Genomic DNA, 12,201 nt, shown 5'->3' on the forward strand with positions numbered 1-12,201 from the left:
GAGGTCGATCCGTCGCCCGCCTAGGCTGACGACGTCATGCCCGCTCGAGTTCACGCCATCCTCGTCGTGCGCCCAGACGGTCGCACCCCCGCCGCGTTCCATCTGCGACGAACGCTCGCGGCGCTCGCGGAGCAGACACGACGGGCGGATGTCCTCACGATCGTCCTGTGCGGCGGCGACGAGATCCTCGCCGAGGTCGCAGCTGCCGCGCCGGCCGAGTCCGTCGTCACCGCTGCGGGATCGACCGGTTTCGCCGACGCCCTCGCGCTGATCACCCCGCGCATCGACGGAGACGCCGTCTGGCTGCTCGCCCAGGACACGGCGCCCGAGCGCGACGCCCTGGCCCGATTGGCCGGCGCGCTCGAGCTCTCCCCGTCGGTCGCATACGTCGCCCCGAAGCTGGTGCGCTGGGACGATCGATCCGAGCTGGTGTCGCTCGGCGTCGGTGTGACGCGACTCGGCCGCGCCGTCGGACTCGCCGACGACGAGCTCGACCAGGGCCAGCACGACGGCCGTGACGATGTGCTCGGCGCGGACGTGCGCGGCCTGCTGGTGCGGGCGGACGCGTGGCGCGAACTCGGCGGTCTCGACCCTGCGCTGCTCGGCGCGGATGAGGGACTGGATCTCGGGATCCGCGCGCGGCTGGCCGGGGCGCGGGTCGCGCTCGTTCCGACGGCGATCGTCGCCACCGCCGGGGACGGGGTTGCCGGGCGCCCGGCCCCGCTCACCCCGCAGCGTCGGCGCCGTGCCGCCTTCGCCGCACGCGTGGCGCAGCTGCATCGACGACTCGTCTACGGGCACGTCGTCGCCGTGCCGTTCCTCTGGCTCGCGATCCTCCCGACCGCCCTATGGCGAACGGTGGTCGACCTCGTCCGCAAGGAGCCCGGCCTCATCGGACCCGAGTGGGCCGCGGCGGTGGTCGGCATGGTCCGGCCGGTGGCGGTGGCCCGAGGGCGACGGAGACTGTCCTCGGCCCGGCGCGTGCCCTGGTCGCAGCTGGCACCCTTGCGTATCACCTCCGCTCAGCTGCGCGAGAAGTTCGTCGGAGAGGCGGACGACGCCAGCGCCGGCGTCCACAGTCGGGGGGAGCTGCGGTTCTTCTCCGGCGGAGGCGCGTGGCTCGTGCTGGCGGCGCTCGTGGCCGGCATCGCCGCCTTCCCGGCGCTGCTGGCGTGGCCGGTGCTGGGCGGGGGAGCGCTCCAGCCGCTGCGGACGACCGTCGCCCAGCTGTGGGCGGATGCCGCGTTCGGGCAGCGCGCGCTGGGCCTGGACACGATCGGACCGGCCGATCCGTTCGCCGCGGTGATCGCCGTCCTGGGGTCGCTGTCGCCCTGGGAGCCCTCGCGCGCCCTCGTCGTCCTCTGGATCCTCGCGCTGCCGCTGGCCGCCCTCGGCGGATGGTTCGCCGCCACACGCGTCACCGACCGGTCCTCGCTGCGCCTGGCCGGCGGCGTGCTCTGGGCGCTCTCGCCATCGCTCCTGATCGCGCTCACCCAGGGCCGCCCGGCCGCGGTGATCGCACACCTGCTGCTTCCCTGGCTGTTCGTGGCCGGCTCGGTCGCCCACCGCTCCTGGGCCGGCGCGGGCGCGGCATCGCTCGTCCTGGCGGCCGTGCTGGCCGTCTCGCCGTCGCTGGCTCCGGCACTGGCTGTCCTCTGGATCGCGTCCATCGTCCTGGCCGTCGTGATGCGCGCCGGCCGCGGCGTGGCGCGGCTCGTCTGGACCGTGATCCCGACCCTTGTCCTCGCGGCACCGCTGGTCTGGAGTGCGATCCGCCGCGGCGAGGTCTGGGGGCTGCTGTCCGATCCCGGCATGGCGTGGGACGGACCCCAGGTGCTCCCCGACGCGGCCGGACGCGCGCTGCTGGCCACCGGCATCCCCACTCCCGACCTCGCCGGCTGGACGACGCTCCTGCCCGAGGGACCGACCTGGTGGGTCCCGCTGCTGGTCGCACCCCTCGCCCTTCTCGCCCTGGCGGCCCCGCTCACGCTGCGGTGGGCCGTCGGGATCGCCCTGCTGACGATGACCGCCCTCGGGGTGGCGACGGCATTCGCCGCCGTCGCGATCTCGGTCTCCTTCGAGCAGTCCCTGCCCGTGCCGATCTGGCCGGGCTCGGGCCTGAGCCTCGCATGGCTCGGAGCGCTCGGGGGCGCGCTCGTGACGCTCGACGCGGGGCTGGCGCCACGGCTCTTCCTCGTGAGAGGTTTCGCCGCGGCACTCATGGTCGCCGCCGTCGCGGTCCTCGCCGTGCCTGCCATGACCGCGATGGCCCGGGACTCCACGTTCCTCACCAACGGACCCGACAGCACGCTCCCCGCGTACGTGGCGGCGGAGGGGCGGGACGATCCCGATGTCGGCACGCTCATCCTCACCCCCCAGAACGCCGGGGGTGTGGCCACGCGGGTGGTGTGGGGCGGGAGCGAGACCCTGGGCGGGCAGACGACGCTGCTCTCGACGCGCACCGAGCCGTCGGCGCAGGACGACGCGGTGGGCGACATCACCGCAGATCTCGTCACCTCCCCGAGCGAGGACGTGGTGTCCGAGCTCGCCGGCCGGGGAATCAGCTTCGTCCTCGTGGCCGCGGCCCTTCCGCCCGAGTCGGATGCCGCACGGGCCATGCGGCTGTCGGCGATCACGTCCCTGAACCAGCGGGAAACGCTCGATGCGGTGGGTGAGACGACGAAAGGCTCGCTCTGGCGCATCACGACGGAGGTCGCGTCGCGGCCGGCTGTCCCGGGTTCCGTCCACGCGACGGCGGCCGTGATCGCGGCCCTCCAGTTCGCGACGCTCGGCGCGGCCCTGCTTCTGGCGCTGCCCACCACGACGTCGCGTCGCGAGGCGCGCCGCATCCCGCGGGTCGTGGGCCCCCACTGGCAGGAGGGACGATGAGCGACCGCCGAGTGTTCCGCTGGGCGACCACCAGCACGCGCCTCCTCGCGGGCACGGTCGTGTCCGCCGCCGCGGTGGTCGCGGTCGTCACGGCGATCTCCGTGCCGTGGCCCACGCTCACCAAGGAGCCGGTCAGCATCTCGGCGGTCCCGGCCCCCGCGGCCTCCGTCATCGCGTGCGATGGCCCGCTGCTGTCGATCGGCCGGGACCTCACCAGTGTCGAGAGCATCGCCGTCGCGTCGCCGCAGAGCCTCACGAGCGGAGTGAGCGCGGACGCCGCCCCACCCCAGGAGCAGGTCCTGCAGGTGGAGGGGATGGCGTCGGGTGAGGGTCCCGCCGTGTTCACGGCGCCGCCGGAGGCGCGCACCCGCGTCGATGTGGCAGCCGCCGGTGCGGTCACGATCGCCGCCGACGACCTCGCGGGATTCGCGGCCTCGGCCTGCCGCCCGCCGATGCTCGAATCCTGGCTCGTCGGCGGATCCGCCGAGACCGGTGCGGCCGACCTCGTGCTCCTGTCGAACCCGGGTGCGGTGCCCGCGACGGTGCAGCTCACCACATTCGGCGCGGGCGGCCCGCTGACACCCCCCGGAGGCTCGGACCTCATCGTGTCGCCCGGGACGCAGCGCGTGGTCCCTCTCGCGGGTCTGGCGCTCGGCGAGGCCAGCCCCGTCATCCGGGTGTCGGCGGTGGGGGCCCCGGTCCACGCGTCGCTGCAGACCAGCATCACGCGCACCCTGACGCCCGGTGGCGTCGACCAGGTCGGCGCCGTCGCCGAGCCGACGCCGATCCAGACGATCACCGGCATCACCGTCACCCGCACCCCCGGCTCGGAGGGGGCGTCCGATGCCGCCACCGTCCTGCGCATCCTCGCCCCCTCCGCCGACGCGTCGGCCGTCATCACGGTGACGCCGGTGGGGCGCGCGGAGCCGGCGCTCGAGCCCGAGACCGTGCCCCTGACGGCCGGGCAGCCGGTCGAGGTCGACCTCGGCGGGCTTCCGGTGGGCTCGTACACGGTCGAGGTCGATGCCGGCGAACCCGTCGTCGCCGCCGTCTGGCAGGCCACGGGGTTCGAAGCGGGAGACGACTTCGCCTGGTACACGCCGTCGCCCACGGTGGCGGTGCCGAGCCTCTTCTCCGTTCCGAGCGGTCCGCCGCCGGCACTCACCCTCGTCAATCCCGGTGATGAGCCGGCGCAGGTGTCGGTCACCTCGGAGGACGGCTCGTACCGCCTCGAGCTCGTGGTGCCGGCCGACGGCAGCACGACGGCGCGGCTCTCGTCCCGCACGGTCTACACGCTGGACCCCGGCGAGAGTGAGATCGTGGCGGGCCTCTCTTTGACCGGCGACGGTGCCATCGCCGGGATCCCGGTGTGGCCGGCGGATGCCGCGGCCCCCGTGATCGTCGTCTACCCGTAGGGGTTCCCGCACGTCGTCGCCGCGGCCGGCCCCGGGTCAGAAGTAACGGAACCGCTCCGGGCCGAGGTCCCACGGGTCGCGGTCGAGGTACTCGGCCGCCGCGCGGAACACGCAGCTCTCGATCATCATGCGCCGGTGCAGGTCGTCGTCGCGGTGCAGGTGGCTGAGGCGCTCGATGGGCAGCCGGTAGACGATGATCCGCTTGGCGTCCGTGAGAACCGTCCAGCGCGGGATGCCGTCCTCGTCGGCGGCCTGCGGCATGTCGGCGATCTCGAAGCTCACGTCGCGCAGCTCGGGCCACGCCGAACGCAGGAACTCGGCCGCCGTGCCGACGGCCAGATCGAAGCGGTCGACCCTGGTGTCGAGAGGGGGAAGGGGCGGTCGCACGACGGCACTGCGCCCTTCGCGACCGTGGCGGCCATGCCGGGAGAGTCGCCGCGGTGCGGGTTCCGTGCTCCGGGTCCGCCGCCACGCCATGGCACCATCCTAGGCGGCGGCACCGGGCCTGGGCGGGCCCGATCGGCGGGCGCGGGGCGCGGCATCCCGAACCGGCTGCGGAGAGCGGCTAGTGTCGTGCCGATGCGCGAGAGACTCTGCTCCAAGGTGGGATGCGCCCGCGAGGCCGTGTCGACGCTCACGTACGACTACGCCGACCAGATGGCTGCCCTCGGCCCGCTCGGTCGCGAGGGCGATGTCCACGCGCACGACCTGTGCGCGATCCACACCGACCGGCTGTCGGTGCCGCAGGGCTGGGTCGTCGTGCGCCACGAGACGCTGCGCGTCTAGCCCCGTCACCACCCGCGCGCCGGGTGCGAGAATGGGCGGATGCCGACCGAAACGACCGCCGCCGTCCGCTCCCTGGAGTTCGAGGTCGCCGACCTCTCGCTCGCCGCCGCCGGACGCCACCAGCTCCGCCTCGCCGAGAACGAGATGCCCGGCCTGATGGCCCTGCGCGAGGAGTTCGGACCCTCGCAGCCGCTCGCCGGTGCCCGCATCGCCGGATCGCTGCACATGACGGTGCAGACCGCCGTCCTGATCGAGACCCTCGTGGCGCTGGGCGCCCAGGTGCGCTGGGCGAGCTGCAACATCTTCTCGACGCAGGACGAAGCGGCCGCGGCCGTCGTGGTCGGCCCGGCCGGCACCGTCGAGGCCCCGGCGGGCGTGCCCGTGTTCGCCTGGAAGGGCGAGACCCTCGAGGAGTACTGGCGGCTCGCCGACCGCATCTTCGACTGGTCCGCCGAGGGCTTCGACGGCCCGAATCTCATCCTCGACGACGGCGGCGACGCGACCCTCCTCGTGCACCGGGGGGTGGAGTTCGAGAAGGCGGGAGCCGTTCCGGATGCCGCGCCCGCCGACTCCGAGGAGTACCGCATCGTCCTCGCGACGCTGCGTGCGAGCCTTGCCCGCGACCCGCAGCGGTTCACGCGCATGGCCGACGGACTGATCGGGGTCACGGAGGAGACGACCACGGGCGTCCACCGCCTGTACGAGCTCGCGGCATCCGGTCGGCTGCTGTTCCCCGCGATCAACGTCAACGACTCCGTGACGAAGTCGAAGTTCGACAACACCTACGGCATCCGCCACTCGCTTCCGGACGGGCTCAACCGCGCGACCGATGTGCTGATCGGCGGCAAGGTGGCCTTCGTCGCCGGTTACGGCGACGTCGGCAAGGGCGCCGCCGAAGCGCTCCGCGGCCAGGGTGCGCGCGTGATCGTGGGCGAGGTCGACCCGATCTGCGCCCTGCAGGCGGCGATGGACGGCTTCCAGGTCACGCGGCTGGAGTCGGTGATCGGCTCGGTCGACATCGTCGTCACGGGCACCGGCAACACCCACGTCGTGACCGCGGAGCACCTCCTGGGACTCAAGCACCTCGCCATCGTCGCCAACGTCGGCCACTTCGACGACGAGATCGACATGGCGGGGCTGGCGGCCATCCAGGGCGCGGAGCGCATCGAGATCAAGCCCCAGGTGCACGAGTGGCGCCTTCCGAACGGACGCAGTGTGCTCGTGCTGAGCGAGGGCCGGCTGATGAACCTCGGCAATGCGACGGGGCATCCGTCGTTCGTCATGAGCGCCTCCTTCGCCAACCAGGTGCTCGCGCAGCTGGAGCTCTACACCCGGCGCGAGGAGTACCCGATCGGCGTCTACACGCTGCCCAAGTCGCTCGACGAGAAGGTGGCGCGGCTGCACCTCGCGGCGCTCGGGGTCGAGCTCACGACCCTGACGGCCGAGCAGGCGGCGTACATCGGTGTTCCGGTGGACGGCCCGTACAAGCTCGACCACTACCGGTACTGACCGCCGGCCGATCGCGATGCGCGGGAAAGGCGCTCCTCAGCGCTCCGGGAACCCGCGAGGGGTCGCCGGAACCGCCGAGGTGAGCGCGTCGACCCGCGCGCTCTCGAGCTGGAGGGCGCGCAGCTCGCGCTGACGGCGCACCGCCACGACGCCGATGATGAGCGTCTCCGGGTCGACGGCGGGGACGGGGGAGACGTGCTCGGCCGCTTCGGCGGCGAGGGATGCCGCGACCCGCGCCCGCGCGGCGGGATCCATGTTGCGCGCCGACTGCCCGAACTGCGCGAGGCGCCGGGCCAGGCGCTCCGGAAGTCGAGCCACATCGGCGACCGTCGCCCACTCCACGAGCGGCGGCGGCACCTCGAACGACGTCGGCGGCAGGCGGGGGGTGCGCGTGCGCTCGGAATAGGTGCCCGCCAGCAGGTCGCCGAGACGCTGCGACCGGGGGGTGAAGGCCCCCACGATGGCAGCCACCGCACCCAGGGTGAACCACAGCTCGAGCACCCCGACCAGCGCGCGGATGAACGCGTGCCGGAAGCCGGAGGCTCCGCCGTCGGCGCGGACGATCCGGCCGCCGACGGCGAGCTTGCCGAGACTGCGGCCGTGAGAGGTCGACTCCACGACGGTCGGGATCACGACCGTCACGAGCGCGAGGACCACGATGGTGAGAATGGGGATGATCGCATCGTCGATGAGCCCGAGACCCTGCAGCCACCCCGTGACGAAGACGAACAGCACCAGCACGGCGACGCCGAGCAGCATGTCGATGAACACGCCCAGCGCGCGGAGGAAGTAGCCGATCGGCTGCACGTCGAGCGCGACCGCTTCGCCGGTCAGGACCTCGTCCTGGTGGATGTCGACGAGCGTCGGGCGGCCTTCGGGCATGGGTACAGTAAACCAAATGGATCTCGACGCCCTCACCGCCGCACGGCGGGAGGAGTGGGCCCGCCTGGATCAGCTCAGCCGCACGCGCCGGCTGACCGGCGCCGAGGTCGATGAGCTCGTGACCCGGTACCGCGCGGCGTCGGCGGATCTCGCCGATGCGAAGACGTCGGCGGGGCGCAGCGTGCAGGGCGACCACATCTCGACCATGCTCGCCCGGGCGCGGCTGCGGCTGACCGGTGCGCCCGAGAACGTGCTCCGTCAGATCCCCCGGTTCTTCGCGCTCCAGCTCCCGGCGGCCCTCTACCGGGTGCGCTGGGCGACGCTGGTGATCGCCCTCGGCTTCCTCGCCGTCGGCACGGTGGTGGCGCTCTGGGTGTCCGGGGATCCCGCGCTCGTGGCGGCGCTCGGCAGCCGGCTGCAGCTCGAGCAGTACGCCGAGAACGACTTCACCGACTACTACAGCGAGAACCATCCCGCCGCCTTCGCGGGGACGGTGTGGACGAACAACGCCTGGATCGCGATGCAGTGCGTGCTCTTCGGCATCACCGGCTTCTGGCCGATCACCGTGCTCGTGCAGAACGCGGTGGGTGTGGGCACGGCGGCGGCCATCATGATCGAGTTCGGCCGCGCCGACGTGTTCCTCCTCTACATCCTCCCGCACGGCATGCTCGAGCTGACGTGCCTGTTCGTCGCCGGAGCCGCCGGGCTCTCGATCTTCTGGGCGTGGGTCGCCCCGGGTCGGCGGAGCCGGGGCGAGTCGCTCGCCGCCGCCGGAAGGTCGCTCGCGACCGTGGCGATCGGCCTCGTCATCGCCCTCGGCGTCGCAGGCCTGATCGAAGGGTTCGTCACGGCGCAGCCCTGGCCGTGGCCCCTCAAGATCGCGATCGGCGCGGCGGCGCTCGTGCTGTTCCTCGTGTACATGATCGTCGTGGGCGGCCGCGCCCACCGCCGGGGGGAGACCGGCGACCTCACCGAGTACGAGGCAGGCACGCCCACCCTCGTCGCGGGATGACCGCTCCCGTGTTTTGAGTGATTCAAAAGACGATACGCTGGACGGCATGACCTCCGCACCCGCCGCCGCGATCGACGCGGGCGAGCGGATCCGCTCCGCCGGGCTGCGAGTGACCGACTCGCGGCGCGCCGTCCTCGACGCGCTCGGCATCCGTCCGCACGCGAGCGCCGACGAGCTCTTCGCGCTGGTGGCCGAGTCCGTGCCGCACACGAGCCTGCAGTCGGTCTACAACGCGCTCGGCGACTTCGTCGACGCCGGTCTCGTCCGCCGCATCGAGCCCGCGGGCCGCCCCGGGCTGTTCGAGCTGCGCGTCGACGACAACCACCATCACCTCATCTGCTCCGGCTGCGGAGCCGTGCAGGACGTGGACTGCGTCGTCGGCCCCGCGCCGTGCCTCACGCCGTCCGACGCGCACGGCTTCACCGTGCAGGTCGCCGAGGTGACCTTCTGGGGTGTCTGCCCCGACTGCGCCGCGACATCCCGCTGACCACTTCATCCAGCTGAACCAGGAAGGAAACCATGGACGCCAACCATGAGGGAGCCGAGCCCATCGGCGAGAACCCGTCGGGCATCGACCAGGCCGTCACCGACATCGACACCCCGGTGGAGGATCGCGAGGACGGCGAGACCCGCCCGCGTCCGAACGACGCCGAGGCGTGCCCCGTGATCCACGGGGGGCAGCCCCACCCGACCGCCGGCAACGCCAACAGCGTGTGGTGGCCGAACCAGCTCAACCTGAAGATCCTCGCGAAGAACCCCGCGGTCGCCAACCCGCTCGGTGAGGGATTCGACTACAAGGCCGCGTTCGAGAGCCTCGACCTCGCGGCCGTCAAGGCCGACATCGCGCAGACGCTCACCACCTCGCAGGACTGGTGGCCGGCCGACTTCGGCAATTACGGGCCGCTCATGATCCGCATGGCCTGGCACAGCGCCGGCACCTACCGCGTGACCGACGGGCGTGGCGGCGGAGGAGCAGGTCAGCAGCGCTTCGCGCCCCTGAACAGCTGGCCCGACAACGTCTCGCTCGACAAGGCGCGTCGCCTGCTCTGGCCGATCAAGAAGAAGTACGGCCAGAGCATCTCGTGGGCCGACCTCATGATCCTCGCCGGCAACGTCGCGCTCGAGTCCATGGGCTTCACGACCTTCGGCTACGCCGGCGGGCGCCCCGACGTCTGGGAGCCCGACGCCGACGTGTACTGGGGTCCCGAGACCACATGGCTCGGCGACGAGCGCTACTCCGGTGACCGCGAGCTGCAGAAGCCGCTCGGCGCCGTGCAGATGGGACTCATCTACGTCAACCCCGAGGGCCCGAACGGCAACCCCGACCCGCTCGCGTCGGCCCGCGACATCCGCGAGACCTTCGGCCGCATGGCCATGGACGACGAGGAGACCGTCGCCCTCATCGCCGGCGGCCACACGTTCGGCAAGACCCACGGCGCCGCCCCCGACTCGAACCTCGAGGGCAACCCCGAGGCGGCGGGCCTGGAGTCGCAGGGTCTGGGCTGGAAGAACAACCACGGCACCGGCAAGGGCGACGACACCATCACCTCGGGGCTCGAGGTCACGTGGACCTACCACCCCACCCGCTGGGACAACGAGTTCTTCCACATCCTCTACGCCTACGAGTGGGAGCTGATGCGCAGCCCCGGCGGCGGCCACCAGTGGCGTCCGATCAACGGCGGCGGCGCGGACATGGTGCCGCTCGCGCACTCCGACGGTCGTCGCGAGCCGCGCATGCTCACGAGCGACATCGCGCTGCGCACCGACCCCGCGTACGACGAGATCTCGCGACGCTTCGCGAAGGACCCCGAGGCGTTCGCCGACGCCTTCGCGCGCGCCTGGTACAAGCTGACCCACCGCGACATGGGCCCGATCGCCCGCTACCTCGGCCCCGAGGTCCCGAGCGAGGAGCTGCTGTGGCAGGACCCCGTTCCGGCGGTCGACCACGAGCTCATCGACGCGGCGGACGCGACGGCGCTCAAGGCGCAGATCCTCGCCTCCGGCCTCACGGTCTCGCAGCTCGTGTCGACCACGTGGGCGGCGGCATCGTCGTTCCGCGGCAGCGACAAGCGCGGCGGCGTCAACGGCGCCCGCATCCGTCTCGCTCCGCAGAAGGACTGGGCGGTCAACAACCCGGGCCAGCTCGCGCACGTGATCGAGGTCCTCGAGGGCATCCAGGCGTCCTTCAACGCCGACCGTGCCGACGGCAAGAGGGTGTCGCTGGCCGACCTGCTCGTGCTCGCGGGCAATGCGGGTGTGGAGAAGGCCGCTCAGGATGCCGGCGTCGACGTCGAGGTGGAGTTCCACCCGGGTCGCACCGACGCCTCGCAGGAGCAGACCGACATCGAGTCGTTCGGCTACCTCGAGCCCGTCGCCGACGGATTCCGCAACTACTACGGGCCCGACGCCTTCCTGCCGCAGGAGCACCACCTCATCGACCGGGCGAACCTGCTGACGCTGAGCGCTCCCGAGCTCACGGTGCTCGTCGGCGGGCTGCGCGTGCTCGGTGCCAACTGGGACGGCTCGAACCACGGCGTCTTCACCGATCGCCCCGGTGTGCTCACGAACGACTTCTTCGTGAATCTGCTCGACCTCGGCACGACCTGGCGACCGGTCGACCCGGGCTCGCACGCGTTCGTCGGCGCGAAGGACGGCAGCGGCGAGCACGTCGGCATCGGGACGCGCGCCGACCTGCTGTTCGGCTCGAACTCGGAGCTGCGCGCCGTCGCCGAGGTCTACGCGAGCGACGACGCGACCGAGAAGTTCGTCCGCGACTTCGTGAAGGCGTGGGGCAAGGTCACCGAGCTCGACAGGTTCGACCTGGTCTGACCCTTCGCACGCGAAAGCGGCCCGTCCCCTCGGGGGCGGGCCGCTTTCGTCGTCTCAGAACGTCACTTGACGCGGGCCGTCGCCGGGGCCGGCGGAACGGATCCCTTGGGCTCGAAGAGCGCGCGGTGCAGGAATCCGGCGAGAAGCCCGCCCACGAGCGGGAACACCAAGAAGACCCACAGCTGAGCGAGGGCCTCCGGTCCTCCGTAGATCGCCGTGGCGATCGAGCGGGCCGGGTTGACCGACGTGTTGTCGATGGGGATGGACGCCAGGTGGATGAAGGTGAGCGTCAGTCCGATCGCGAGACCGGCGAAGCCGGCGGTGCCGCGCTGCGGGTGGGTCACGCCGAGGATGACGAGCAGGAAGACGGCGGTGAACAGGATCTCGGCGATGATCGCCGCCCCCAGGCCGAATCCGCCCGGGGACTGCTCGCCGAAGCCGTTGCTGGCGAATCCGCCGTCCTGGGCGCCGGCGAGCCAGCCCTCCGGTCCGAAGAGGCCGATGAGCACGATGAGCGTGGTGCCGAGCGCACCGCCGATGATCTGGGCGATCAGGTATCCGGGCGTCTCCTTCCACGGGAAGCGGCCGGCGGCCGCGAGGCCGAAGGTCACCGCGGGGTTGAAATGGCCGCCCGAGATCGGGCCCCACGTGTAGATGCCCGCGAGCAGCGTCAGGCCGAACGCGAACGAGACGCCGATGAAGCCGATGCCCAGCGACGAGCCGTTCGAGCCGGTGCCGAAGTCGGAGGCGAACAGCGCGGCGCCGATCGAGCCGAACACGAGCAGAAACGTCCCCAGTGCCTCGGCGACGAGCCTCGTCGCCGTGGAGGGCTTGGTGGTGGTATCCGGCATGGCGGACTCCTTTCCTCGTCGCGAGGCT

10 protein-coding genes are annotated in these 12,201 nt (G+C 72.2%); 7 read left to right on the top strand and 3 right to left on the bottom strand.

What is annotated here, in order from left to right:
• Window positions 1-36 precede the first annotated feature (36 nt).
• Both SOM19_RS05905 and SOM19_RS05910 read left to right on the top strand, forming a co-directional pair.
• Window positions 37-2,889 (top strand): glycosyltransferase, encoded by a 2,853-nt coding sequence (locus SOM19_RS05905; RefSeq protein ID WP_320485621.1) that lies wholly within the window; start codon window positions 37-39, stop codon window positions 2,887-2,889.
• Window positions 2,886-4,304, top strand: a complete 1,419-nt coding sequence (locus tag SOM19_RS05910; RefSeq protein ID WP_320485622.1) for a DUF5719 family protein — start codon at window positions 2,886-2,888, stop codon at window positions 4,302-4,304. The genes SOM19_RS05905 and SOM19_RS05910 overlap by 4 nt, the downstream gene beginning before the upstream one ends.
• 36 nt (window positions 4,305-4,340) lie before the next feature.
• Here the strand turns inward: SOM19_RS05910 and SOM19_RS05915 are convergent, their stop codons facing one another.
• Window positions 4,341-4,781 carry a metallopeptidase family protein gene (locus tag SOM19_RS05915; protein WP_320485623.1) on the bottom strand — a complete coding sequence of 147 codons (441 nt, stop codon included), beginning with the start codon at window positions 4,779-4,781 and terminating at the stop codon, window positions 4,341-4,343.
• Between the two features lie 102 nt (window positions 4,782-4,883).
• On the opposite strand from SOM19_RS05915, the gene SOM19_RS05920 reads away from it, so the two are divergent.
• Both SOM19_RS05920 and ahcY read left to right on the top strand, forming a co-directional pair.
• Window positions 4,884-5,090 (top strand): DUF3499 family protein, encoded by a 207-nt coding sequence (locus tag SOM19_RS05920; RefSeq protein ID WP_320485624.1) that lies wholly within the window; start codon window positions 4,884-4,886, stop codon window positions 5,088-5,090.
• Window positions 5,091-5,129: 39 nt separating this feature from the next.
• On the top strand, window positions 5,130-6,599 hold the full coding sequence (ahcY, locus tag SOM19_RS05925) for an adenosylhomocysteinase (RefSeq protein WP_320485625.1): 1,470 nt from the start codon (window positions 5,130-5,132) through the stop codon (window positions 6,597-6,599).
• Between the two features lie 36 nt (window positions 6,600-6,635).
• On the opposite strand, the gene SOM19_RS05930 is transcribed toward ahcY, so the two are convergent.
• On the bottom strand, window positions 6,636-7,481 hold the full coding sequence (locus SOM19_RS05930) for an RDD family protein (RefSeq protein ID WP_320485626.1): 846 nt from the start codon (window positions 7,479-7,481) through the stop codon (window positions 6,636-6,638).
• Window positions 7,482-7,497: 16 nt separating this feature from the next.
• Between SOM19_RS05930 and SOM19_RS05935 the strand changes: the two genes are divergently transcribed.
• The 3 genes from SOM19_RS05935 to katG are packed head-to-tail and all read left to right on the top strand — an operon-like array spanning window position 7,498 to window position 11,322.
• A complete protein-coding gene (locus SOM19_RS05935) occupies window positions 7,498-8,493 on the top strand; it encodes a stage II sporulation protein M (protein WP_320485627.1) in 996 nt (331 codons plus the stop codon).
• Between the two features lie 46 nt (window positions 8,494-8,539).
• Window positions 8,540-8,980, top strand: coding sequence for a Fur family transcriptional regulator (locus SOM19_RS05940; protein ID WP_320485628.1), 441 nt, complete (start codon window positions 8,540-8,542; stop codon window positions 8,978-8,980).
• Window positions 8,981-9,012: 32 nt separating this feature from the next.
• On the top strand, window positions 9,013-11,322 hold the full coding sequence (gene katG, locus SOM19_RS05945) for a catalase/peroxidase HPI (RefSeq protein ID WP_320485629.1): 2,310 nt from the start codon (window positions 9,013-9,015) through the stop codon (window positions 11,320-11,322).
• Window positions 11,323-11,384: 62 nt separating this feature from the next.
• On the opposite strand, the gene aqpZ is transcribed toward katG, so the two are convergent.
• Entirely contained in the window at window positions 11,385-12,173 is a 789-nt protein-coding gene (gene aqpZ / locus SOM19_RS05950) for an aquaporin Z (protein ID WP_320485630.1), read from the bottom strand.
• Window positions 12,174-12,201 lie beyond the last annotated feature (28 nt).

The organism is Microbacterium sp. CFBP9034 (genome assembly GCF_034045255.1).
GTDB lineage: Bacteria > Actinomycetota > Actinomycetes > Actinomycetales > Microbacteriaceae > Microbacterium.